This is a genomic window from Blastococcus sp. TF02A-26, assembly GCF_003319125.1.
GTDB lineage: Bacteria > Actinomycetota > Actinomycetes > Mycobacteriales > Geodermatophilaceae > Trujillonella.
In genome coordinates, this window is sequence record NZ_QOHG01000026.1 from 17103 (window position 1) to 40724 (window position 23622).

Genomic DNA, 23622 nt, shown 5'->3' on the forward strand with positions numbered 1-23622 from the left:
CCGGCTCCGCCGCCGACCACATAGTGATTGGTATGTGACCGGCATCATGTCGCTGAACTGAGTTCAGCTCAAGGGGTGGAGACCCTCCACGATGCCCAGCCGGCCGATCAGGACCAGGAAGACGACCGCGAAGTCGTTGCCGGCGGTGTCGCGCTGGACCCGCTCCCAGTCGACCTGCTCGCGCAGCGCCCGGGCGACCGGGAGCATCCGGGCGAAGTCGCAGTAGTGCTCGTCCAGCGCCATCAGCTTGGTGACGACGATGTCGGTCGCGGCGAGGACCGGCATGTGCACGGAGAGCACCGGCAGGTCCTCGGCGCGGTCGATGAGGTCGGTCTCCACCGGGCTGCCGCAGACCCGCCAGAGCACGTCGACGAACGAGTTGCCCTGGACGACCTTGGTCAGCCAGTCCTCGGCCGGGTCGACCACCTCGAGGCCGGCCTCGGCGAGGACCTTGGCGGCGCGCTCGGCCTCCGCGGCCGGCACGAGGAAGTCGGCGTCGTGGTCGGGCTCGGGCGCTCCGCGCACCCAGGCGGCGTACCCGCCGCACAGGGCGAAGGGCACGTCGCCCTCCTTGAGGGCGACAGCGGTGCGCTTGAGGAGGTCGCGGATCTCGTCGCGGTCGTCGGGCTGCACCGCAGCCTGCTACCCGCTCGGCGGAGGAGCACGCACGGTAGGGAGCGGCCGGTCCGGGGCATGGGCAGGACCGTGCGCATCGCGACGTTCAACATCCTGCACGGCCGGTCCCTCGACGACGACCGCGTCGACGTCGACCGGCTGGCCGCGGCGGTCAAGGCCCTGGACGCCGACGTGCTCGGCCTGCAGGAGGTCGACCGCGACCAGCCCCGCTCGATGAACGCCGACCTGACCGCGGTGGCCGCCGAAGCCATGGGCGCCGTGGACTCGCAGTTCGTGGCGGCACTGTCCGGCACCCCGGGCGGCACGTGGATGGCGGCCACCGGCGAGGAGCAGCCGGGCTCGGCCAGCTACGGCATCGCGCTGCTGTCGCGCCTGCCGGTGGTGTCCTGGCGGGTGGTCCGGCTGCCCGCGCTGCCCAGCCGGGTGCCGGTGTGGTTCCGCGGCGACCGGCTGCCCAAGGTCGTGGGCGACGAGCCGCGCGTCGCCGTGGCGGCCGTCCTGGAGGGACCGCACGGCCACCTCACGGTCGCCAACACGCACCTGTCGTTCGTCCCGGGGTGGAACGTGCTCCAGCTGCGCCGGCTGATGCGCTCGCTCGCCGGCACCCGCGAGCCGCTGGTCGTCATGGGCGACCTCAACATGGAGCCGCGGCAGGCCGCCCGGGTGAGCGGCCTGCGACCGCTGGCCTCGGCCGCGACCTTCCCGGCGGAGGCACCCACCCGGCAGCTGGACCACCTGCTGGCGCGCGGTCCGGTCACCGCCGAGGGGCCGGCGGAGGCCGTCCGGCTGCCGCTGTCGGACCACCGCGCCCTCGCGGTGGACTGCCGGGTGCGCGGAACCGGTCCGACGGGTCGCGCGCGGATGTGACCTGCGCGATCATCTAGGCATGGCCGCCCGAGCGCTCAACATCGTCGCCACCGTGGTGCGGGTGGTCTGCTCCGTCATCGGAGCGGTCATCCTGCTGTACGCGATCTTCGTCTTCTTCGAGGCGAACCCCGACAACGGCATCGTCGAGTTCACGCGGAGCATCCGCCAGGACTTCGGCGGGTTCACGGAGAACCTGTTCACGCCCGACGACCTGAAGATCCGCGAGACGATCAACGCCGCCATCGCGGCGCTCATCTGGGTCGTCGTCGGGACGGCGGTCTCGAAGCTGATCGTCCGGCTGGCCCCGGCCCCCAAGGCCAAGGCGGGCTGACCCCGCGTCCCGGCTCAGCGCGGATGCGCTGAGCCGGTCGACGCTCAGCGCTTCTTGCGGGGGTCCTCGCCGGCCTGCAGCCCGGCCCGGTTGGGCTTGTCGGTGGGGTGCGCGTAGCGCAGCCGCTCCGGCGGCAGCGGGAAGCTGTGGTCCTCGCCGAACGGCGACAGCGCCCCGGCCATCTCGCTGATGAGCTCGGTCACCGGCGGGCCGTCGCCCTCCGACTGGCCCCAGGTGGGCTCCACCAGGTGCTCCTTCTTGGGGTTGGCCTTCGACATGTCGCCTCCGAGGTCCGGTGCGCACGCGGGGTGCGCTCTCGCCGTCATTCTCCCCGACCCGCTCGGCGCGGGCGCGCGCGACACCGTCCGGACGGGGTCAGCGTCTCCGGCGGGGTTCACGCGCCCCGACCAGCGTGCCCAGCCCGTCGGCGGTGAACACCCACTCGCCGCCGCCCACCGGCAACGCACGGATCGCTGCGCCGTCGAGTCCCTGCACCATCCGCGCCCGCCAGAGCGTCGTGGTCTCCAGCTCCAGGCGCACGGCCTCGGCGGCGTCGGGACCGCCGTACTCGAACGACAGCACCGCCGGTCCCGCCGCTCGCAGCACACCGGGCCGCCAGTGCGTGCGCGTCAGGGCCTCGGCCCACCGCCGGGCGCGCAGCAGGGACCCGATCCCGATGGCGACCGCCGTCGGCGCGATCAGCAGCAGCGCGACGACCGCGAGCCCGAGCACGGGCACCCGGCGCCCGGTGTCCTCGGCGACCCCGGCGGCGGCCACCCCGACCAGCACGGCGACGACGGCCGCGACCGCTCCGCCGGCCACCCAGCGCAGCGCCCCGCCGCGGTAGGCGGTGAGCGCCGCGGCGGTGGCGGGGTCGTCGGCGGCCGGCTGCACGCGGCCATCGTCGCAGGCGCCGTACCGTGGACCGGATGTCCGTCGAACTCCCCGCGACCCTGGCCGGCTGGCTGCGCACCCGCAGCGACGCCCAGGTCGCCGCGCTGCTGGCGGCCCGGCCCGACGTCGCGCGGCCCGCGCCGTCGGACGTCGTGGCACTGGCCAGCCGGCTCGCCGTGCCCGTGTCCGTGGACCGGGCCCTCGACGAGCTCGACGCGGCCACGCTGCAGGTCCTGGACGTCGTGCTGCTCGCGCCCACCGACGGGGTGGAGGCCGCGGAGCTGTTCGCCGCGCTGCCCGAGGTGCCCGAGGACGTGCTGAGCGGGGCGATCGACGCGCTGACGACGCGCGCCCTGCTCTGGGGGGACGACGTCCTGCACGCCCCCGACCCGGTGCGCCGCGCGGTCCGGCACCCCGCCGGGCTCGGCCGGCGCGCCGCGGAGCTGCGGCTGGTGCTCCCGACCGACCTCTCCGCGGCGGTCGCCGAGCTGCCCGCCGACGAGCGCGACGTCCTCGACCGCCTGTCGGGGAGCCGGCCGGTCGGCCACCTGCCCGACAACGCCGGCGGTCCGGCCACCCCCGCGCGCCGGCTGCTGCAGCGCGGCCTGCTCGCCCGCATCGACGCGCTCAACGTGGAGCTGCCCCGCGAGGTGGGCCTGCTGCTGCGCGGGGACCGGCCCTACGGCCCGCCGCGGATGCGACCCGAGCCCGCGGTCGTCACCCGGGACACCGCGACCCTGGACCGGCGCGCGGCCGGCGCGGCACTGGAGACCGTCGGCCGGATCGGGGAGCTCCTCACGCTGCTCGAGGAGGAGCCGGCGGGACTGCTGCGCAGCGGCGGGGTCGCCGTCCGCGACCAGAAGCGCATCGCCCGCACGCTGCACGTCGACGAGGCCGACGCCGGCTGGCTGCTCGAGCTGGCCCACGCCGCCGGGCTGCTCGACGTCGGCGGTCCGCACCGCGACGAGTGGCTGCCCACCCGCGCCTACGACGTCTGGCGCGAGCAGGACCTCGCCGACCGCTGGGCCACGCTGGTCGGCGGCTGGCTCGAGAGCACCCGGATCCCGTCGCTGGTCGGGCAGCGCGACGTCGCCGGCAAGGCGGTCAACGCCCTCTCCCCCGACCTCGTCCGGCACACCGCCGCCGGCATCCGGCGCGGCGCGCTGGCCGCGCTCGCCGAGTACCCGCCGGGGTCGGGCCTCGAGCCCGACGAGCTGGTGGACCTGCTGCGCTGGCGCACACCGCGGCGGGCCGACCGCCTGGCCCCGGTGCCCGCGATGCTCGACGAGGCCACCCGGCTGGGGGTCCTCGTCGGGGGGGTGCTGTCCACCGGTGGCCGCGGGCTGCTGACCGCCGGCGAGGACGGCGCCGCCGACGGCATGCGCGGGCTGCTGCCCGACCCGGTCGACCACGTGCTGGCCCAGCCCGACCTCTCGCTGGTCGCGCCCGGCCCGCTGGTCGCCGAGCTGGCCGACACCCTCGCGGTCGTCGCCGACGTGGAGTCCTCCGGTGGGGCGACGGTCTTCCGCGTCTCCGAGGCCAGCGTCCGCCGCGCCCTGGACGCCGGCTGGTCGGCGACCGACCTGCACGAGTTCTTCGCCCGCGCCTCCCGGACGCCGGTGCCGCAGGCCCTGGACTACCTGGTGGACGACGTCGCCCGCCAGCACGGCCGCATCCGCGTCGGGTCGATCGAGAGCTACGTCCGCTCCGACGACCACGGGCTGCTCTCCCAACTGCTCAACGACCGGCGTGCTGCCAACGCCGAGCTCCGCCGCCTGGCCCCCGGTGTCCTGGTCTCCGGCCTGGGCGCCGACGAGGTGCTCACCGTGCTGCGCGAGGCGGGGTACTCCCCGGCGGGCGAGTCCGCCGGCGGCGCCGTCCTCACCCGGCCCCCGGCCCGCCCGCGGGCGCTCGGCCGCAAGCCCACGACGGCGACCACGGCCGCGCCCCGGCCGCTCACCGAGGCCGAGCTGGCCGCGACCGTGCGGGAGATCCGGGCCGGCGACGCCGCGCTCTCGGCCCGCCGCGGGGAGGCCGTCCGGCAGGTGCCGGGCGTGACCACCGCCGGCACGCTGGAGCTGCTGTCCCGGGCCATCCGCGGCGGCCTGCCGGTGTGGCTGGGCTACGTCGACGCGCAGGGCAGCGGCAGCCAGCGGGTGGTGCAGCCGGTGTCGCTGGGCGGTGGGTTCCTGCAGGCGTTCGACGAGGGCCGGGGCGAGACCCGCACCTTCGCCGTCCACCGGATCACCTCCGTGGCGCTGGTCGACGACGACGCTCCCGCGGGTTGAGCCGCACCGCCGACCGTCGAGCCGCGCCACGACCCGGCTCAACGGTCACGGACGCGGCTCGACCCTCGTCGTCGAACGTGGTGGTGAGCGTGCTCCGGTAGGCCGCTCCGGGGGGCGAGACCGTCGGCTCGACGGGATCGGTGCTCGCGGGCCAGAACCGCACCGCCCGGTACCCGTGGCCGCCCTGCTCGGCCTGCTCGTACTCGAGCGTGACGACGTCGCCCGCGGTGGCCGACTCGTACCCGTCGCCGATGGCGAGGGCGGAGTAGTGCGCCCAGCAGCCGCCGGGCACGATGGTGACACCGCCGTCAGCGGTTCAGTACCGCCTCGATGTCCCGGGCGGTGGCCGCCAGCGCCGCGACGATCTGCGGCAGGCGCTCCTCGGAGAACCGTGAGCTGGGCATGGACACCGACACCGCCGCCTCGGCCCGGCGCCCGTCGGGCCGGATCGGCCGGCCCACCGCGGTCAGCCCGGCCTCGGTGCGCCCCACGTTGAGCGCGAAACCGTTCTCCCGGACGGCGCGCAGCTCGGTCCGCAGCGCGGCGAGATCCGGGCCGCCGGCCCCGACGAACCGCTCGGCGAGCTCCTCGTCGGGCAGGTCGGCGAGCAGCACCTTGCCGCCGGAGGTGAGGTGGGCCGGGAAGACCATGCCCTCGCGGTCACCGACCCGCAGCGCCCGGCTGCACTCCACGGAGGCGACGAAGCGGACCAGGTCCCCGGCGAGGACCTGCACGTTCGCCGTCTCCTCCACCCGCTCGACCAGCGCGGTCAGGTGCGGCACGACCACCGGCCGCAGGGCGGGCACGGGCGCGGAGGGGCGGAGGCCCGGCGAGAGCGCCGGCCCCACGGCGTAGCGCCGGTCGGCCAGCTGGGTGGCGAAGTCCCGGTACACCAGCATCGCCAGCAGCCGGTGCGCCGTGGACCGGGCGACGCCCAGTCGCTCGGCGGCCTCGCTGACGGTCATCGGACCCTCCACCTGCAGGGCCACTGCCAGCTGCAGGGCGGCGTCGACGCTCGCGATGGCGTAGGACGGCCGGTTCTTCACAGCAGAATCGTATGGGCTGCCCGGCTCCGGAGCGCTCACGCTGGACGGCGTGACCCAGGTGGCCTCCCCCGTCTCCCTGACCGCCGTCGACGCGCCGGGCCAGCCGACCCCGAGCCCGGAGCTCGAGCAGCTGTACCGCGGGTTCGAGCGGGAGCTGCTGGTGCCGCTGTGGACCGAGATCAGCGGGCTGATGCCCGTGCACCCGCAGTCGAAGGCTGCGCCGCACCTGTGGCGCTGGCAGAACCTCCTGGAGCTCGCCGACCGCGCCGGGCACCTGGTGCCGGTCGGCCGCGGCGGCGAGCGGCGGGCGATCGCCCTGGCCAACCCGGCGCTGGGCGGGCGGCCCTACGCCACCCCGACGCTGTGGGCGGCCATCCAGTACCTGATGCCGGGCGAGGACGCCCCCGAGCACCGGCACACCCAGCACGCGTTCCGCTTCGTCGTCGAGGGCGACGGGGTGTGGACCGTCGTCGACCGCGACCCGGTGCCGATGACCCGCGGCGACTTCCTGCCGCAGGGCGGCTGGATCTGGCACGCCCACCACAACGCCGCCCAGCACCCGATGGCCTGGATCGACGGCCTGGACATCCCGTTCCAGTACGCCACCGAGACCCAGTTCTTCGAGTTCGGCCGCGACGCGATCAGCGACGCCGAGCGGATCTCCCCCGAGCGGTCGCGTGCCCAGCGGCTGTGGGGCCACCCGGGCCTGCGACCGGTGTCGGTGCCGGGCCCGCAGCCGTCCAGCCCGCTGCTGAACTACCGCTGGGTGGACACCGACGCCGCGCTGACCGACCAGCTGGAGCTGGAGGACGAGGGGTTCCCCGGCACGGTGGAGCCGGGTCACGCCGCCGTCCGGTACACGAACCCGACCACCGGCGGCGACGTCCTGCCGACCATCCGCACCGAGATGCACCGGGTGCGCCGCGGGACCGAGACGGCGCCGCGGCGGGAGGCCGGCTCCTCGGTGTTCCAGGTCTTCGACGGCACCGGGACGGTGACCGTCGGCGAGACCTCCTGGCGGGTGGAGCGCGGCGACATGTTCGTCGTCCCCTCGTGGGAGCCGCTGTCGATCCGCTCGGAGGCGTCGGCGTCGGACTCCGACTCGGGCGCGCTGGACCTCTTCCGGTTCAGCGACACCCCGATCCTCGCCGCGCTCGGCCTCGACCGGGTCTCGGTGGACGCCGGCCGATGAGCCCGGACGTCCTCGTCGTCGGCGGGGGCATCGGCGGGCTGGCCAACGCCCTGGCGCTGACCCGGACGGGGCTTCAGGTGCGGCTGCTGGAGCGCGCCGCCGAGTTCGGCGAGGTCGGCGCCGGCCTGCAGATCGCGCCCAACTGCACCCGCATCCTCGAGTCGTGGGGACTGCTCGACCGGGTGCTGGAGCTCGGGGTCCGGCCGGAGGCCCTGGTCATGCGGGACGCACTCGATGGCTCCCTGCTCACCCGGCTCGACCTCGCCGACGCCCGGTCGCGCTACGGGTCGCCCTACGTCGTCATCCACCGCAGCGACCTGCACGCCACGCTGCTGGACGCCTGCCGCGACGCCGGGGTCGACCTGGTCACCGGCGTCCAGGTCAGCGGCTACGAGCCGCTCGACGACGGCGCCGCGGTGCTGCACGAGGCCGGGAGGGAGACCGCGCCCGTGGTGCTCGCCGCCGACGGGCTCACCTCCCTCGCCCGGGGGCTCCTCAGCGACGACGAGCCGGTCAGCTCCGCCTACGTCGCCTACCGGGGCGCGATCCCGGCCGAGCAGGTGGCGTCGATGGACGTGTCGATGTCCGAGGTCGTCGTGTACGTCGGTCCGCACTGCCACTTCGTGCAGTACCCGCTGCGCCGCGGCGAGGTGTTCAACCAGGTCGCGGTGTTCCGCTCGTCGAAGGCCCTGGCGGGCCGCGAGGACTGGGGGACGCCGGACGAGCTGGACGCCGCCTTCGCCGGCACCTGCGCGCAGGTGCGCGCCGGCCTCCCGCTGATGTGGCGCGACCGCCGGTGGCGGATGTTCGACCGCGAGCCCCTCGACACCTGGGTCCGCGGCCGGCTCGCGCTCACCGGGGACGCCGCGCACCCACCGCTGCAGTACCTGGCGCAGGGGGCGGTCATGGCGATGGAGGACGCCTGGGTGCTCGCCACGCACGTCGGGGACCAGGTCGCGGCCGGGACGCTGGACTGGGACGCCGCCCTCGCCGCCTACGAGGCGGTCCGGACCGGGCACTGCCGACGGGTGCAGACCACCGCCCGCGCGTGGGGCGAGCTGTGGCACCTCACCGGCGCCGACCGTCTCTGGCGCAACGAGGTGCTGCGCGCCCGCGACGTGCACGACTACGCGTTCGTCGACTGGCTCTACGGGCCCACGGCGCTCACGCCGGACCAGGAGCCGCCGATGTTCACGCCGATCCCGCGCGGGACCGCCGTCCCCTCGCGGGGCAAGCTGGCGGGATGACCGACGGCACCAGCATCCAGGAGCGGCTCTTCCCGGAACTGACCTGCTTCGGCTGCGGGCAGGCCAACCCCGAGGGCCTGCGGCTGCGCAGCTACCCGAGCGGGGACGGCGTGACCGCGACCTTCACGCCGTGGCCGCAGCACGACAACGGCCTCGGCTACCTCAACGGCGGGATCATCTCGACGGTCCTGGACTGCCACAGCGCCGCGGCCGTGATGCACGAGGCCGACGTCCGGGGGTGGGGCCCGCTGCCCGGGGCCTCGCTGGCGTACGTGACCGCCGGCCTCGACGTCCGCTACCTCCGCCCGGCGCCGCTGACCGAGCCGGTGACGCTGCACGCGGTGGTGACCGAGGCGGCGGAGGCGGAGATGACCGTGGACGTGCAGCTGCACTGGGACGGCAAGCCCCGCGCCACCGCCGTCGCCTCCTGGAAGCGCTGGCGCCCCCGCTGACTCGGCCCTCTCGCAGGGGCCCGCCGCGAGCGGAGCGAGGGTCGGGGGGCGAGGGGGTCCTTCCTGGAAGGGGCTGTCGGCCCACGGCGTTACCTTGGGTAGTCCGGCGCGCGCCCTTCGCGCGCCGTCGTCCCCGATCGAAGGACTGCCTGCGTGAGTGACGGCCCCCTGATCGTCCAGTCGGACAAGACCCTCCTGCTGGAGGTCGACCACCCGCTGGCCAAGGAGTGCCGGGCGGCGATCGCGCCGTTCGCGGAGCTGGAGCGCTCCCCCGAGCACGTGCACACCTACCGGGTCACCCCGCTCGCGCTGTGGAACGCCCGAGCGGCCGGCCACGACGCCGAGCAGGTCGTCGACGCGCTGGTGCGGTACTCCCGCTACCCGGTGCCGCATGCCCTGCTGGTCGACGTCGCCGACACGATGGACCGCTTCGGCCGGCTCACCCTGGCCAACAACCCGGTGCACGGGCTGGTGCTCACCACCACCGACCGCGCGGTGCTCGAGGAGGTCGTGCGCTCGAAGCGCGTGGCCCCGATGATCGGCGCGCGGATCGACTCCGACACGGTCGTCGTCCACCCCTCCGAGCGCGGCCGGCTCAAGCAGGCGCTGCTCAAGGTCGGCTGGCCCGCGGAGGACCTCGCCGGGTACGTCGACGGGCAGGCCCACCCGATCGAGCTCGACCAGAGCGGCTGGCACCTGCGCGACTACCAGCAGGAGGCCGTCGAGGGCTTCTGGGCGGGTGGCTCGGGCGTCGTCGTCCTCCCCTGTGGCGCGGGCAAGACGCTGGTCGGCGCCGCGGCGATGGCCGAGGCCAAGGCGACCACGCTGATCCTGGTGACCAACACCGTGGCCGGGCGGCAGTGGAAGCGCGAGCTCATCGCCCGCACGTCACTGACCGAGGAGGAGATCGGCGAGTACTCCGGCGAGCGCAAGGAGATCCGCCCGGTCACCATCGCGACGTACCAGGTGATCACCACCCGCCGGAAGGGCGAGTACCGGCACCTGGACCTGTTCGACGCGCAGGACTGGGGCCTGATCGTCTACGACGAGGTGCACCTGCTGCCGGCGCCGATCTTCCGGCTGACCGCCGACCTGCAGTCCCGCCGGCGGCTCGGCCTGACGGCGACGCTGGTCCGCGAGGACGGGCGGGAGGACGACGTCTTCTCGCTCATCGGCCCGAAGCGCTACGACGCCCCGTGGCGCGACATCGAGGCGCAGGGCTACATCGCCCCGGCCGAGTGCATCGAGGTGCGGGTCAGCCTCGACGACGAGGAGCGGATGACCTACGCCGTCGCCGAGCCCGAGGAGCGGTACCGGATCGCGGCGACCGCGACCTCGAAGCTGCCGGTCATCCGGCGGGTGCTGGACCGGCACCCCGACGAGCAGAAGCTCGTGATCGGCGCGTACCTCGACCAGCTCGAGGAGCTCGGCCGCGCGCTCGACGCCCCGGTCATCCAGGGATCGACGACGAACAAGGAGCGGGAGAAGCTCTTCGACGCCTTCCGCGCCGGCGAGATCAAGACCCTCGTCGTCTCCAAGGTCGCCAACTTCTCCATCGACCTGCCCGAGGCCGCGGTCGCCGTGCAGGTGTCGGGGACCTTCGGCTCCCGGCAGGAGGAGGCCCAGCGCCTCGGCCGGGTGCTCCGCCCCAAGGCCGACGGCCGGCAGGCGCACTTCTACACCGTGGTCAGCCGCGACACCCTCGACAGCGAGTACGCCGCCCACCGGCAGCGCTTCCTCGCCGAGCAGGGCTACGCGTACACGATCGTCGACGCCGACGACCTGGCCGGCCCGGGCGAGGTCAACGGCCCCGACTGGGTGGACGAGCCCGCCGACTGATGAAGGACCCCCTCGCCCCCCGACCCTCGCTCCGCTCGGGCCGGGCCTCTGCGAGCGGGCCGAAAACACGTCGACGCGGCTGATGGGGGGGTGGTGGGGTCTCGGGCGTGACCTCGCCCGACCCCGTCGACCTGCTGGTGCTGCCCGACGGGCTCACCGCCCGCCGTCCCACCGAGGCCGACCACGCGCGCGTCCAGGCGACGCTCGGCGACTGGTGGGGACACCTCGGCGGGGAGTTCGGCGACCTGCAGCGGGCGCTGCTGCTGCCCCGGTTGTTCTTCCAGCACTTCACCGCGACCAGCACGCTGGTCGAGGACGCCGACGGACGCATCGCAGCCTTCCTCGTCGGCTTCCTCTCCCCCGACCGGCCGGCCGCCTACGTCCACTTCGTCGGCGTCGACCCGGCGATGCGCGGCACCGGGCTGGGCCGGCGGCTCTACGAGGCCTTCTTCACCGCCGCGACCGCTCGCGGCGCCCGCGAGGTCCGCTGCATCACCGGCCCGGCCAACCGCGACTCGGTCGCCTTCCACACCCGCATGGGCTTCGTACTGGAGCCCGGGGACCGCGAGGAGGACGGCATCCCGGTGCACTCCGACTACGACGGCCCCGGCCTCGACCGCGTCAGCTTCGTGCGCCCGCTCCCCTGAGCACGCCGGCCAGTCGCGCCATGCCCTCGGCGATCTGGTCGGGGGTGTTCGTGGTGAACGACATCCGCAGCGTGGCCCGGTCCGGCGTCCCGGCGAAGAACGGCGCACCCGGCACGAACGCGACGTCGGCGCGGACGGCCTGCTCCAGCAGCGCCGCGGTGTCGACGTCCCCCGGCAGCCGGACCCAGGTGAACATGCCGCCGTCCGGGTCGGTCCACGTGCTGCCGTCCGGCAGCGTGCCCGGCATCGCGGCCATCATCGCGTCGCGGCGCTCGACGTAGGCCGCGCACAGCCGGGCCACGTGCGCGTCGACGTCGGTGGCGGCGAGCCACGCGGCGGCCGCGGCCTGGTCGACCGTCGAGGTGTGCAGGTCGGCGGCCTGCTTGGCCACCGTCAGCGCCGGGAGGACCGACGCCGGAGCCCGCAGCCAGCCGATCCGCAGACCGGGCGCGGCGACCTTGGAGAAGCTGCCGAGGTGCAGGACCCGGTCCTCCCCCGCCGGCTCGGCCGCCAGTGGCCGCTCCGCCGTCCCGCGGTAGCGCAGCTCGCCGTACGGGTCGTCCTCCACCACCCACATCCCCGACGACGCGGCGATCTCGGCGACGGCGGTACGGCGCTCGGCGGGCAGCGTGCGGCCGGTCGGGTTGGCGAAGGTGGGCACCAGGTAGAGCAGCGCCGGGCGCTCGGCGGCGACGACGTCGGCCAGCGCGTCCGGGTCGATGCCGTGCTCGTCGGAGCGGACCGGCACGATCCGCGCCCCGGCGAGCTGGAAGCACTGCAGCGCGGCGAGGTAGGTCGGCTCCTCGACGGCGACCACGGCCCCCGGGTCCAGCAGCGCGGTGGCGACCAGCGTCAGCGCCTGCTGGGAGCCGGTGGTCACGAGGAGGTCGCCGGCGGTGGTGGGCAGCCCGCGCGCGGTCATCCGCTCGGCCACGAGGGCGCGCAGGCGGGCGTCCCCCTCGGTCGGTGCGTACTGCAGGCTGCGGCGGGCCCGGTCGTCGGACAGCGCGGAGTCGAAGGCGGCACGGAGCCCCGTGACGTCGAAGAGCTCCGGCGCGGGCAGGCCGCCGGCGAAGGAGATGACCTCCGGCCGCTCCAGCAGGGCGAGCAGTTCCCGGACGGGTGAGCTGGCGACGCCGCGCAGCCGTGCGGCGAGGGCTGGCGTGGGGCGGGACGGGACGACGGCGGACACGGACGGCTCCTGCGGGTGCCTCGACGGGGGTGGGGAGTCCGGCGCGGAGGGCGGGTGGTGTGCCGCGGGTCGACGCGCTCGGTCGGGCTGCCTGGTCGAGGAGCTCGGGGTCAGACTAGCCACCGTCGTCCGGTCCGCCACCGACTTCCGGCCGGGTCGCGGCACCGCTCCGGATGCCCGCGCGGCGCGCCGGTCCTAACCTGCGGGGATGGCCGATGTCTCGGACCTCGTACGCCGCCGTCTGTGGGAGCTGCGACGCAGCCCGCAGGAAGCGGCGCGGCGGTCGCGCTGGGAGATCCCGGCCCAGGTGCTGGAGCTCATGGCGCGCGGCGGCAGCAGCTTCGTCGCCGAGCGCCTGGCCCGTCCCCTGGCCCGGGCGCTGGACGTCCCGGAGTCCCGGCTGCGCCGCGTCGCGGAGCTCCCCCAGGTGCCCGACCCGCGCGCCGAGATCGACACGCGGCCCCACCTCACGGTGGTCCGGCAGGAGCGCTGAGCCCTCCCGGGACGGCTGGGGACGCCGGGACCCGCGAGGCCGGACGGACCGGTCCGCTCGGGCATGACGCTCGCCACACCCCGAGGCACTTCGCGCGCGAAAGTCCAGGTCAGCGGCGTGCCGGTCGAGCGCTATACGTCGTCGGGAGGCGGCCGCGCAAGCCAGATCCGGTTGGGCGTGTCTCCTCCCCGGACGGCAGGATGGACCCCGACATGGGGAGTGCAGCACGTGCGGAGGCGGTCGCCCCGCAGACCACCAGCCGGCCGCTCCGCGTATGGCAGCAGGCCGCGCTGAGCCAGTACGAGGAGCAGTCCCCCAAGGACTTCCTCGTCACCGCGACCCCGGGCGCCGGCAAGACGACCTTCGCCCTGACCCTGGCCGCCCGGCTGCTCTCGCGCCGCGAGGTCGCCCGCGTCGTCGTCGTCGCGCCGACCGACCACCTGCGCCTGCAGTGGGCCGAGGCCGCCGACGCGATGGGCATCGTGCTCGACCCGAACCTGACCAACGCCGTCGGCCCGGTCCGCGCCGGCACGCAGGGCTACGTCACGACGTACGCCCAGGTCGCGGGCAAGCCGATGCTGCACGCGGCCCGCGCCACCGCGGTGAAGTCGCTGGTCATCCTCGACGAGGTGCACCACGCCGGCGACGGCCTCTCCTGGGGCGAGGCGGTCGAGGAGGCCTACGGCATGGCCGCCCGCCGACTCTGCCTGACCGGGACGCCGTTCCGCACCAAGCCCGACGAGCGCATCCCCTTCGTCCGCTACGAGGAGGACACCTTCGAGGGCGAGGCCGGGGGCCTGGTCAGCCGCGCCGACTACACCTACGGCTACAAGGAGGCGCTGGCCGACAACGTCGTCCGCCCCGTCGTCTTCGCCGCCTACACCGGCACCTCGCGCTGGCGGAACTCCGCCGGCGAGGTCGTCGCCGCCTCCCTCTCGGAGGCCGGCACCAAGTCCGTGGAGATGCAGGCCTGGCGCACCGCGCTGGATCCCAAGGGCCAGTGGGTCCCGCACGTCATCGCCGCGATGGACGACCGGATCACGCACCTGCGCGAGGAGGGCGGCATGCCCGACGCCGCCGGTCTGATCCTCGCCAGCGACCAGGACGACGCCCGCGCCTACGCCAAGATCGTCCGCCGGGTGACCGGCAAGGCGCCGGAGCTGATCCTCTCCGACGACCCCAAGGCGTCGAAGAAGATCGAGCGCTTCGCCACCGGGTCCGCCCGGATCGCCGTCTGCGTCCGCATGATCTCCGAGGGCGTCGACGTCCCCCGCGCCGCCGTGCTGGCCTGGATGACCTCCTACCGGACGCCGCTGTTCTTCGCCCAGGCCGTCGGCCGCGTGGTCCGCTCCCGCGCCTCCCACGAGTCGGCGACGGTGTTCCTCCCCGCGGTGCGGCCGCTGCTGTCGCTGGCCGCCTCCATGGAGGAGCAGCGCAACCACGTCATGCCCCCGCCCAAGAGCCAGCCCGACGAGGAGCTCGAGGCGCTCGACCTGCCGCCGCGGGAGCCGCGCGAGGGCGAGATGAAGCAGTGGGAGGCGCTGGAGGCCGACGCCCGCTTCGCCCACGTGCTGCACAGCGGGACCGCGCACACCGGTGAGGGCTCGGGCGCCGTCGCCCTGGCGCCCGAGGACGACGACTTCCTCGGCATCCCCGGCCTGCTCACCCCCGCGCAGACGGCGGAGCTGCTGGCCAGGCGGGACGACGAGCTGCGGCTGCGCATCGCGCAGAGCCACCGCGTCGACGACAGCGACTTCATGCTCGTCGAGGACCACCCCGAGGAGGACGACGCCGGCCGCTCCTGGCGCGACGCCGCGGAGCTCCGCCGGGAGATCAACCGCCTGGTCAGCCGGGTGTCGGCGAAGACCTCGACCCCGCACGCCGTGGTGCACACCCAGCTCCGCCAGTACGTGCCGGGACCGCCGTCGGCGTCGGCGTCGGTCGACGTGCTGCGCGCCCGCCGGGAACGCCTCCGCACGATGCTCTGACACCGCGGCCCTCCGGACCGCACCGCGGCCACGTGCCGTCCCGACCACCGTGGAGCCCCCTCGTCGCAACCGCCGAGGACCCTCCGGGCCCCTCAGCGGTCACGACACGGGCAGCAGGCCCCGGGCCGCGGCGATCGCCACCGCCTCGGTGCGGCTGCCGGCGCCGAGCTTGGCCAGGATGTTGCTGACGTGCACGCTCGCCGTCTTCTCGCTGATGTAGAGCTCGGCGCCGATCTGCCGGTTGGTGCGCCCGCGGGCCAGCAGCGCCAGGACCTCCACCTCCCGCGGGGTGAACACCGCTGTCGCGTCGGGCACCCGCCCCAGGCCCGGGAGGGCCACCGGCAGCCGCCCCCGCCGCGCCAGCGCCGTCACGGCCTCGAGCAGCGGCGCGGCACCCAGCCGCACGGCGACCTCCGCGGCCTGCTGCAGCTCCGCGGCGGCGGTCTCCCGCTCCCCCGCGGCCAGCAGCGCCTCGGCCAGCCGCCACCGGGACCGGGCCTGCTCGTACACGTGCCCGTACCCGAACGCCTCCACGGCGGCCCGCCACGCCTCCGGGGACGAGCGCCCGTGCAGCCGCCCGACCTCGGCCTCGACCCGCGCCAGCCACGCCGCCGCCTCCGGGCCGTACTCCCCGACGTCGCGCCGGTGGTCGGCCACCGCCGCGTGCGCCAGCGCCGCGAGCTCCTCGCCGCGGGCGACCCACCGGCCGGCGCCGTCGGCGTCCGACCCGGCGGCGTCCGCCAGCGCGGCCAGGCCGAGGGCCACCAACCGGACGACGCCCAGTCGGTTGCTGCCCCACAGGGCCCGCATCTGGGCGGCCGCCCCCTCCACCTCGGCGACGGCCACCTCGGGGGCGCCGTCGCGGGCGGCCAGCTCGATCGCGGCACCGGCCGTGGCGAGCATCAGCAGGACGTGCGCCTCCAGCCGGGAGGCGAGCCCGCGCGCCCACGCCAGCCGCTCGGCGGCCGCGGGATCGCCGCGGCCCACCCGGACCAGCAGGCCGGCGGCGCGGACGTGCGCCGACATGTCGGGCACCCGCGCCAGCCGCTCGGCCAGCGCCAGGCTGCCGTCCCAGTCCCCGGTGACGTACCGGGCCACCACGCCGAGGTGCCGGAGCTCGGCCGCGTAGAACGTCCACGGCAGGCCGAGCGACTCGGCGTGCTCGAGCGCGGTGTCGACCCAGCGCAGCGCCGTCGCCACGTCACCCGCCTCGTACGGGACGACGGCCAGGTTGAACAGCACGCGGATCTCGACGTCGCGGTCACCGGACCGGCGCGCCCGGGCCAGCGCCTCCTCCAGCTGCGCCACGACGGCCTCCAGGGAGGCGCCCCGGCTTCCCGATCCGCCCCGGGCGCGGGCGAGGGTCACCGCGGTGTCGGCCCAGGCGCTGTCCAGGCCCAGGGCGTCGGCGGCGGCCAGGGCCTCCTCGGCGGCGGCGTCGCCGTCGGCCCACCGGTCCATGTCGTAGGAGGTGCGCGCGTGGGTGGCCGCGGCCCAGGTCCGCACCACCGACGGCGGGGACGCCGGCACCAGCTCCATCGCCCGGGAGCTCTCCGCGTGGGCGGCGGCGGAGTCCTCGATGCGGCCCAGCGCCTGCGCGAGCGTGTAGTGCACCCGTGCCCGCGCGGTCGGGTCCCCGTCGGGCTCGAGCACCTCCTGGGCGGCGCGCAGGAGGGCGACCCCCCGATGCAGCTCACCGCCGGCGCGAGCCGCGGCCGCCGCCTCCAGCAGCAGGTCGGCATGTGCCCGGCCGGTGAGCGCGGCGGCGTCGGGCACGGCCGGCCACAGCGCCAGGGCGGCCTCCAGGTGCTGGAGCTGCTCGGCCGGGGCGCCCACGCAGGCGGCGTCGGCGGCGGCCTCGAGGGAGGCGGCCAGCGCCGTCGGCAGGTCGTTGCTCTCCCGCGCGTGGTGGGCCCGTTCGGCGGCGGTGCCGGCGCCGGGCTCGGCGGCCAGGTGGGCGGCCACGGCGGCGTGCAGCCGCACCCGCTCCCCCGGCAGCAGGTCGGCCAGGACGGCCTCCCGCAGCAGCGCGTGCCGGAAGCGGTAGCGCCCGTCGGTCGACACCACCAGCAGGTGGGAGTGCACCGCCTCGGTCAGCGCCGGCTCCAGCCCTGCCGGCGCCAGCCCGGAGACGGCGGCGACCAGCTCGTGCCGAACCTCGCGACCGGCCACGGCCGCCGCCCGCAGCACCTGCTGCGCGTCGGGCCCCAGCCGCTCCACCCGCGCGAGGAGGACGTCGGTCAGGGCCAGCGGCAGGCTCTCCCCCGCCAGCCCCGCGGCCAGCAGCTCCTGCGCGTAGAAGGCGTTCCCCTCCGCGCGGGCCACGACGTCCTCGACCGTCTCCTCCGGCACCCCGTCGGCCAGATCACGCACGAGCTGCCCGACCGCCGGGCCCGGCAGCGGCGCCAGCTCCAGCCGCTCGACGCCGGGCAGCCGCACCAACTCGGCGAGCAGCGGCCGCAGCGGGTGCCGCCGGTGCAGGTCGTCGGCGCGGTAGGAGGCCACCACGACGACCGGCTCCTCCACCAGCCTCGCCAGCAGGTAACGCAGCAGGTCGCGGCTGGAGCGGTCGGCCCAGTGCAGGTCCTCCACGACCAGCACCAGCGGCGCCTGCACGGCCACCTCCGCCAGCAGCGCGGCGACCGACTCGAACAGCTGCAGCCGGCCGTCGTCGGCCGGCTGGCGGCCGGACAGCGGGCGCCCCAGGTCGGCCGCGTCCCCGGCCGGCGGGGCCGGCGACGGGACGACGGCCCGTCCCGCCAGCAGCCCGGCCAGCGCCGCCCGCTCGGCGGCGGGGTCGCTCGCCAGCGGGCGCAGCAGGTCGACGAACGGCAGATAGGGCAGCCCGACGTCGCCCAGGTCCACGCAGTGCCCGGTCAGCACGCGCAGCCCGCGCTGCGAGGCCCGGGCGCAGAGCTCGTCGAGCAGCCGGGTCTTGCCCACACCGGCGTCACCGGCCAGCAGGACGCCCGCCCCGTGACCGCCGGCCGCCCGGTCGACCGCCGCCAGCAGCCGGGCGAGTTCGACGTCCCGGCCGACGAGCGGACGGTCCTCCCACTGCGGCACGCCCGGCATGGTGGCACGGGCCGCCGACGGTGCCGACCGGGTTCCGCTCAGTCGGCCCGCCGGCGCCGCCGGGTCAGCCACGGGTTGCGGCGGGTGCGGCTCCCGCGGCCGAGTTCCTGCAGGACCTCGCGGCGGTAGGCCAGGTCGGCCTCGAGTCCGGGGTTGGGATAGGCGCTGTACACGACCGGCTCCTCGTCGTCGTCTCGTTCCTGGACGAGACCGACGGTGGTCCTGAGGGGGCGGCCGGGGCATCGGGCGACCACGCACGGATCCGGGCCCGGGAACGGCTGAGGCCCCTCAGGAGGGTTCCTGAGGGGCCTCAGCCGTGGGGCGCGATGAGGGTCCGGACCGGGCTCTGGTCGCCTCGCGGCGAGTAGCACAACACGGCTCCAGGCCCCCGGCCGGAGCCGGGGCGGTAGTCCGTGGAGGCGGTATCCAATTGGCACCCGGGGACACAGAAGGCCCGGCCCGGACGTCTCCGAGGTTACCCCTCACCGACCGACCGCGGGTGGGGTCACCCGAATCCGCGGGAGTCCTGCTTCAGCGCGGTGTCGACGGTCAGCGCCGAGGCGATGACCATGCTGGCCAGCGGCTCGGGCAGCTTGTAGTGCACCTGGACGACGTACTTGTCGGCGGTGGTGAACATCGTGCGGGCCAGGCCCTCCCAGTTCTTGGTGATCCGGGCGATCTCGGTCCCCGCGGCGTCGACGACGGAGAAGTTCCACGCCCGCCAGTTCTCCGCCTGGATGCCGCCGACCACCTGACCGGCCGCGACCAGGTCGAACCGGATCTTGCCGAAGACGTTGGCCTGCACGATCTCGCCGATCGGCATCCCGTCGGGCCGCTCGACGAGCACCCGCGACTTCATCACCTTGGCCGGCCGGGTGAGCACGAGGACGACGCCGGAGGAGTCGCGCACCTCGAGCCGGTGGGTCATGAACTGGTCGAGGCTGGAGACGAAGCGCGCCGCCTTCTTCAGCCCGCTCTGCCCGACCTGGACCACGGCGCCGATCTGCTGCCCCTGGGCGTCGAGCACCGCGTACTCGTTCGTCAGCTCGATCAGCTTGGTCTTCTGGTTCACGACCAGGACCGACTGGTCGTACAGCGAGGGGCCGTGCGCCACGGGCGCATGCACGGGCGCCTGCTGCACCGGCGCGTGCTGCTGCGGCGGCGGGGCCGGGGCGGGCGGCGGCGGCGGGGTGGCCTGCTGCTGGAGGTGCTCGGTCCAGCCCTGGCCGTCCCACCAGCGCATGCCGCCGCTGCCGCCGGGATCGGGGAACCAGCCGGGGGGCGGAGGGGGTTGCGTCACGCCGCGGGAGTCAACACCACCGCGGCCCGGAACGGATCCCGCGGGCGCGCGGCTCGCCGGTCGGGGCCGTGCCAGACTCCGCTGGTGGCCGACCTGACCGCCGCCGAGGCACGCGTCCTCTCCGCCGTCGACGCGACCTGGGCCACCGACCGGCTCGCCCGCCTGGTCGCCGTCCCCTCCGTCGGCGGGACCGCGGCCGAGGCCGAGGTGCAGCACCTGGTCGCCGACTGGCTGGACGAGCTCGGCTGCGACGTCGACCGCTGGCCCATCGACCTCGCCGCGGCGGCGGCCGCCCCCGACGCGCCGGGCCAGGAGGTGGACCGGGACGAGGCGTGGGGCGTCGTCGGCACCCTGCCCGGGGTGGACGGCGGCGACCCGGCGCTGGTCTTCTGCGGCCACACCGACGTCGTCCCGCCCGGTGACCGCGACCGGTGGACCGGGGACCCCTTCGTGCCGCGGATCTCCGGCGGCGAGCTGCACGGCCGCGGGGCGTGCGACATGAAGGGCGGGCTGGTCTCCGCGCTCGCCGCCCTGGCCGCGATCCGCACCGCCGGCGTCCGGCTGGCCCGGCCGGTCGCGCTGCACGCCGTGGTCGGCGAGGAGGACGGCGGTCTCGGCGCCTGGGCCACGCTCGTGCGGGGACACCGCGGCGACGCCTGCGTCATCCCCGAGCCCACGCACGGCTCGGTCACCACGGCCGCGGCCGGCGCCCTCACCTTCCGGCTCCGGGTGCACGGCGCCGCTGCGCACGCGGCCATGCGGGACCGCGGCGTCAGCGCCGTGGAGCTGTTCGCCGCCCTGCACGCCGACCTGCTCGCCTTCGAGGCGGAGCGGCAGCTGGGCGCCGACCCGCGCTTCGGCGAGGCCCGCTACCCGTTCGGGCTGTCGATCGGCACCGTGCACGCCGGCGACTGGGCCAGCACCGTCCCCGACCTGCTCGTGGCGGAGGGCCGCTACGGCGTGCGGCTCGGCGAACCGGTGGCGGTCGCGCAGCAGGCGCTCACCGGCCGGGTGGCCGCCTTCTGCTCCGGGCACCCGTGGCTGTCCGCGCACCCGGTGGAGGTCGACTGGACGGGCGGCTCGTTCGCCAGCGGCGAGCTCACCCCCGGCTCCGAGCTGCTCCCCGAGGTCCGGGCCGCCCTGGCCGACGTCGGCGCCGGGCCGGTGCCGGAGCGGGCGGTGGCGGCCGGCACCGACCTGCGGCTGTACGCGGCCGCGGGGATCCCGACGCTGCACTACGGGCCGGGCGACCTGAACCTGGCGCACGCCCCGGCCGAGCGGGTGCCGCTGGCCGAGGTGGTCACCGCGGCGCGCGCCTTCGCGCTGCTCACCCTGCGCCGCTGCGGCACCGCCTGATGGACCTGGTCGGCTTCGACGCCTGGGCCGCTCTGGCCGGGGACTCCGCCACCTCGCGCACCGAGTGGGCGGCCGTCCTCGACGCCTGGGGACAGCCGCACCGCCGGTACCACGACCTGGCCCACCTGGCCGCCGTCCTGGGCATCGTCGGGCGGCTGGAAGAGGCGGCGCAGGACCCGGCCGCCGTCCGGCTGGCAGCCTGGTACCACGACGTCGTCTACGACCCCCGCCGCGCGGACAACGAAGAGGTGAGCGCCGAGCGGGCCCGGGCCGGGCTGCGCGGCCTGGTACCCGACGAGCGGGTCGAGGAGGTCGTGCGGCTGGTGCTGCTCACCGCCGGGCACGGGGCCGCGCCCGGCGACGCGAACGGCGCCGTCCTCTGCGACGCCGACCTGGCCGTGCTGGCCGGCCCTCCGGACGCCTATGCCGCGTACGCCTCGGCCGTGCGCGAGGAGTACGGCCACCTGTCCGACGCGGAGTTCACCACCGGGCGGATCGCCGTCCTGGAGCACCTGCTCGGCCTGGAGACGCTGTTCCGGCTGCCCGCGGTCGCCGCCGACTGGACGCCGCGCGCCCGCGCCAACCTGACCGCCGAGCTCACCCTCCTGCGGTCCCGCGCCGCTGGGGCGGGCGGGGCTTCTTGACCCTGAGCCCCGCCGCCGCCAGCCGGCTGAGCAGCTCGCGGGAGCCCACCGGCACGGCACCGGCGGCCACCGCGACCTCGTGCAGCTCCTCGGGGACGTCGTAGTGGTCGCCCTGGAACGCCCGCCGCGGGATGCCCAGCTCGGCGGCCACGAACGCGTGGAGTTCGTCGTAGGAGACGTCGCTGACCAGGTGCGACCACCGCCGTCCGCGCCACGGCCACACCGGACTGTCGATCAGCAGGGCCACCGGACGAGTCTCCCGCGCGGCGGCTAGCGTCGGCCGGGTGACGTCGGAGATCCGCTGGGGAATCGTCGGGCCGGGGCGCATCGCCGAGAGCGTGCTGCCGGACTTCGCGCACGTCGAGGGGGCCCGGGTGACCGCGGTGGCCTCCCGGTCCGCCGAGCGGGCGGCCGACTTCGCCCAGCGGCACGGCATCCCGCGGTCGCACGGCTCCTATGCGGAGATCCTCGCCGACCCCGAGGTCGACGTCCTCTACCTCGCGACGCCGCACGCCCAGCACGGCGCCGTCGCCCTCGGCGCGATCGCCGCCGGCAAGGCCCTGCTGGTGGAGAAGGCCTTCACCGCCACCCCGGAGGCGACGGCCCAGGTGATCGCGGCGGCCCGGGAGTCCGGCGTCTTCGTCATGGAGGCGATGTGGACGCGGTTCCAGCCCGCCGTGGTGGAGCTGCGCCGGCTGATCGCCGACGGTGCCATCGGCGAGGTCCGGTCCGTGCAGGCCGACCTGGGCGTCGCGCGTGAGTACGACCCCGCCGACCGGCTGTTCGCCCTCGAGCTCGGCGGCGGGGCGCTGCTCGACCTCGGGGTCTACGTCGTCTCCTTCGCGCAGATGCTGCTCGGCACGCCCGACTCGGTCACCGTCGCGGGGTCGACCTTCCCGACGGGGGCCGACGCCGAGGCCGCCCTGCTGCTCGGGTACGCCGACGGCCGCTCGGCCACCCTGACGACGTCGCTGCGGTACCCCACCCCGGGTGCCGCGCGGGTGATGGGCACCGGCGGCTGGATCGACGTGCTGCCGCGCTTCCACCACCCCGACACGATCGTGCTCAACCGCGCCGGCGCCGAGCCCGAGACCATCACCCGGCCGCAGTCGGGCACCGGCTACGCGCACGAGCTGATCGAGGTCACGGACTGCCTGCGGGCGGGGTCCCGCGAGAGCACGGTGATGCCGCTGGCCGACACGCAGGCGGTGCAGGACGTGCTCGGGCAGGCCGCGCGGGCTCTGGGCGTGGTGCACCGGGACGACCCCGCCGCCCTCTAGGTGGCGACCGGCAGCCGCTCCTCTCCGGTCCAGGCGAGCCCGGTGGCCTGCTCGGCGGTCGGGACGCGGGTGGGCGTGCGGCCGGCCCGGCGCACCGCCTCGGCGAACACCACGGCGTCCACCACGGCGTTCCCGCCCGGATCGTTGTTGAAGTAGACGAGCACGTCCTCGTCGTCGGTGTAGGTCGCGGCGAGCCGGTCCGCCCAGGTCTGCAGCACCGCCGGCGGGTAGCCCCAGCCCTCGGCGCCGGTGTGGAAGCGCAGGTAGCCCCAGTCGGCGGTGCGCCACAGCGGCGCGATCGGCTTCTCGCCGCGGTCGGCCCAGCAGAGGGCGGCGCCGTAGCGCTCCAGCAGGGTCCGTACCTCGTCGGTCCACCAGCTGTCGTGCCGGGGCTCGACCGCCACCCGCACGGTCGGCGGGAAGCAGGCGAGGCACTCCCGGAGCAGCCCGGCGTCGGCCTTGAGCGTCGGCGGCAGCTGCAGCAGGACGGCGTCCAGCCGCTCCCCCAGGCCGGTCGCGCGCTCCATCAGCCGGGCGACGGGCTCCTCGGGCTCACGCAGCCGCTTGATGTGGGTGAGGAACCGGCTGGCCTTGACCGCCCACCGGAAGTCGGCCGGCGTGCGCTGCCGCCACGCCTCGAAGGTGTGCTGCTCGGGCAGCCGGTAGAAGGCCGCGTTGCTCTCCACCGTGGCGAACAGCGCGGCGTGGTGCTCCAGCCACAGCCGCTGGGGCAGCCTGGGCGGGTACAGGCGCCCACGCCAGTCGCGGTACTGCCACCCCGACGTCCCGATGACCACGGCCACCGGGGCCGCCTACCCGCACGGAGAGACGGCGACGCGTGCCGTTCCCCCGTCC

24 protein-coding genes are annotated in these 23622 nt (G+C 75.8%); 13 read left to right on the forward strand and 11 right to left on the reverse strand.

Translation table 11 applies throughout. The annotated features are described in order from the left end of the window. Nucleotides 1-63 precede the first annotated feature (63 nt). Nucleotides 64-633 carry a nucleotidyltransferase family protein gene (locus DQ240_RS21340; RefSeq protein ID WP_113841722.1) on the reverse strand — a complete coding sequence of 190 codons (570 nt, stop codon included), beginning with the start codon at nt 631-633 and terminating at the stop codon, nt 64-66. Nucleotides 634-693: 60 nt separating this feature from the next. Between DQ240_RS21340 and DQ240_RS21345 the strand changes: the two genes are divergently transcribed. Both DQ240_RS21345 and DQ240_RS21350 read left to right on the forward strand, forming a co-directional pair. Next, nucleotides 694-1503, forward strand: a complete 810-nt coding sequence (locus tag DQ240_RS21345) for an endonuclease/exonuclease/phosphatase family protein (protein ID WP_233498889.1) — start codon at nt 694-696, stop codon at nt 1501-1503. Nucleotides 1504-1522: 19 nt separating this feature from the next. Next, entirely contained in the window at nt 1523-1834 is a 312-nt protein-coding gene (locus DQ240_RS21350; protein ID WP_113841723.1) for a hypothetical protein, read from the forward strand. Between the two features lie 44 nt (nt 1835-1878). Here the strand turns inward: DQ240_RS21350 and DQ240_RS21355 are convergent, their stop codons facing one another. After that, nucleotides 1879-2112 carry a hypothetical protein gene (locus tag DQ240_RS21355; RefSeq protein WP_113841724.1) on the reverse strand — a complete coding sequence of 78 codons (234 nt, stop codon included), beginning with the start codon at nt 2110-2112 and terminating at the stop codon, nt 1879-1881. A gap of 97 nt (nt 2113-2209) precedes the next feature. Beyond that, nucleotides 2210-2728, reverse strand: coding sequence for a hypothetical protein (locus tag DQ240_RS21360; RefSeq protein ID WP_113841725.1), 519 nt, complete (start codon nt 2726-2728; stop codon nt 2210-2212). A gap of 35 nt (nt 2729-2763) precedes the next feature. Here DQ240_RS21360 and DQ240_RS21365 point away from each other — a divergent pair, with 35 nt between their 5' ends. After that, nucleotides 2764-5016: a helicase C-terminal domain-containing protein gene (locus DQ240_RS21365; RefSeq protein ID WP_113841726.1), complete on the forward strand. Its 2253-nt coding sequence runs from the start codon at nt 2764-2766 to the stop codon at nt 5014-5016. On the opposite strand, the gene DQ240_RS21370 is transcribed toward DQ240_RS21365, so the two are convergent. Together DQ240_RS21370 and DQ240_RS21375 are read right to left on the reverse strand one after the other, a co-directional pair. Continuing rightward, nucleotides 4973-5308: a hypothetical protein gene (locus DQ240_RS21370; RefSeq protein ID WP_113841727.1), complete on the reverse strand. Its 336-nt coding sequence runs from the start codon at nt 5306-5308 to the stop codon at nt 4973-4975. The two genes, DQ240_RS21365 and DQ240_RS21370, sit on opposite strands and share 44 nt — an antisense overlap. Nucleotides 5309-5324: 16 nt before the next feature. After that, nucleotides 5325-6062 (reverse strand): IclR family transcriptional regulator, encoded by a 738-nt coding sequence (locus DQ240_RS21375; protein WP_199589451.1) that lies wholly within the window; start codon nt 6060-6062, stop codon nt 5325-5327. Between the two features lie 49 nt (nt 6063-6111). On the opposite strand from DQ240_RS21375, the gene DQ240_RS21380 reads away from it, so the two are divergent. The 5 genes from DQ240_RS21380 to DQ240_RS21400 all read left to right on the forward strand — a co-directional run bounded on the left by DQ240_RS21380 (nt 6112) and on the right by DQ240_RS21400 (nt 11439). Continuing rightward, nucleotides 6112-7254 carry a cupin domain-containing protein gene (locus tag DQ240_RS21380; protein ID WP_199589452.1) on the forward strand — a complete coding sequence of 381 codons (1143 nt, stop codon included), beginning with the start codon at nt 6112-6114 and terminating at the stop codon, nt 7252-7254. Continuing rightward, nucleotides 7251-8501, forward strand: coding sequence for an FAD-dependent monooxygenase (locus tag DQ240_RS21385; RefSeq protein ID WP_113841729.1), 1251 nt, complete (start codon nt 7251-7253; stop codon nt 8499-8501). The genes DQ240_RS21380 and DQ240_RS21385 overlap by 4 nt, the downstream gene beginning before the upstream one ends. Then, on the forward strand, nt 8498-8953 hold the full coding sequence (locus DQ240_RS21390; protein WP_113841730.1) for a PaaI family thioesterase: 456 nt from the start codon (nt 8498-8500) through the stop codon (nt 8951-8953). Before DQ240_RS21385 ends, DQ240_RS21390 begins: the two co-directional genes overlap by 4 nt. Nucleotides 8954-9106: 153 nt before the next feature. After that, complete coding sequence (locus tag DQ240_RS21395) at nt 9107-10792, forward strand: DNA repair helicase XPB (protein ID WP_113841731.1); 1686 nt, start codon at nt 9107-9109, stop codon at nt 10790-10792. A 107-nt stretch (nt 10793-10899) separates the two neighbouring features. Next, complete coding sequence (locus tag DQ240_RS21400) at nt 10900-11439, forward strand: GNAT family N-acetyltransferase (RefSeq protein ID WP_233498890.1); 540 nt, start codon at nt 10900-10902, stop codon at nt 11437-11439. Here DQ240_RS21400 and DQ240_RS21405 read toward each other — a convergent pair. Then, complete coding sequence (locus DQ240_RS21405; protein WP_113841732.1) at nt 11414-12631, reverse strand: PLP-dependent aminotransferase family protein; 1218 nt, start codon at nt 12629-12631, stop codon at nt 11414-11416. The genes DQ240_RS21400 and DQ240_RS21405 overlap by 26 nt on opposite strands. Before the next feature lie 208 nt (nt 12632-12839). Here DQ240_RS21405 and DQ240_RS21415 point away from each other — a divergent pair, with 208 nt between their 5' ends. Beyond that, a complete protein-coding gene (locus DQ240_RS21415) occupies nt 12840-13124 on the forward strand; it encodes a hypothetical protein (protein WP_113841734.1) in 285 nt (94 codons plus the stop codon). 212 nt (nt 13125-13336) lie between these two features. Then, nucleotides 13337-15112 (forward strand): DEAD/DEAH box helicase, encoded by a 1776-nt coding sequence (locus DQ240_RS21420; RefSeq protein WP_113841761.1) that lies wholly within the window; start codon nt 13337-13339, stop codon nt 15110-15112. Between the two features lie 99 nt (nt 15113-15211). On the opposite strand, the gene DQ240_RS21425 is transcribed toward DQ240_RS21420, so the two are convergent. From DQ240_RS21425 to DQ240_RS21435, 3 genes are all read right to left on the reverse strand, one after another. Beyond that, nucleotides 15212-18187, reverse strand: coding sequence for a helix-turn-helix transcriptional regulator (locus DQ240_RS21425; protein WP_113841762.1), 2976 nt, complete (start codon nt 18185-18187; stop codon nt 15212-15214). A gap of 38 nt (nt 18188-18225) precedes the next feature. After that, entirely contained in the window at nt 18226-18360 is a 135-nt protein-coding gene (locus DQ240_RS24325) for a hypothetical protein (protein WP_255410925.1), read from the reverse strand. A 332-nt stretch (nt 18361-18692) separates the two neighbouring features. Then, a complete protein-coding gene (locus DQ240_RS21435; RefSeq protein WP_113841736.1) occupies nt 18693-19487 on the reverse strand; it encodes a phospholipid scramblase-related protein in 795 nt (264 codons plus the stop codon). 84 nt (nt 19488-19571) lie between these two features. On the opposite strand from DQ240_RS21435, the gene DQ240_RS21440 reads away from it, so the two are divergent. Together DQ240_RS21440 and DQ240_RS21445 are read left to right on the forward strand one after the other, a co-directional pair. Beyond that, the gene (locus DQ240_RS21440) at nt 19572-20843 is read left to right on the forward strand and encodes an ArgE/DapE family deacylase (protein WP_113841737.1); all 1272 of its coding nucleotides are present in this window, start codon (nt 19572-19574) and stop codon (nt 20841-20843) included. Further along, nucleotides 20843-21487, forward strand: a complete 645-nt coding sequence (locus DQ240_RS21445; protein WP_113841738.1) for a metal-dependent phosphohydrolase — start codon at nt 20843-20845, stop codon at nt 21485-21487. Before DQ240_RS21440 ends, DQ240_RS21445 begins: the two co-directional genes overlap by 1 nt. Here the strand turns inward: DQ240_RS21445 and DQ240_RS21450 are convergent. Continuing rightward, a complete protein-coding gene (locus DQ240_RS21450) occupies nt 21441-21734 on the reverse strand; it encodes a DUF4031 domain-containing protein (RefSeq protein ID WP_113841739.1) in 294 nt (97 codons plus the stop codon). The two genes, DQ240_RS21445 and DQ240_RS21450, sit on opposite strands and share 47 nt — an antisense overlap. A 37-nt stretch (nt 21735-21771) precedes the next feature. Between DQ240_RS21450 and DQ240_RS21455 the strand changes: the two genes are divergently transcribed. Beyond that, the gene (locus DQ240_RS21455) at nt 21772-22767 is read left to right on the forward strand and encodes a Gfo/Idh/MocA family protein (RefSeq protein WP_113841740.1); all 996 of its coding nucleotides are present in this window, start codon (nt 21772-21774) and stop codon (nt 22765-22767) included. Here DQ240_RS21455 and DQ240_RS21460 read toward each other — a convergent pair. Then, entirely contained in the window at nt 22764-23570 is an 807-nt protein-coding gene (locus tag DQ240_RS21460) for a DUF72 domain-containing protein (RefSeq protein WP_113841741.1), read from the reverse strand. The two genes, DQ240_RS21455 and DQ240_RS21460, sit on opposite strands and share 4 nt — an antisense overlap. Nucleotides 23571-23622: the final 52 nt, after the last annotated feature.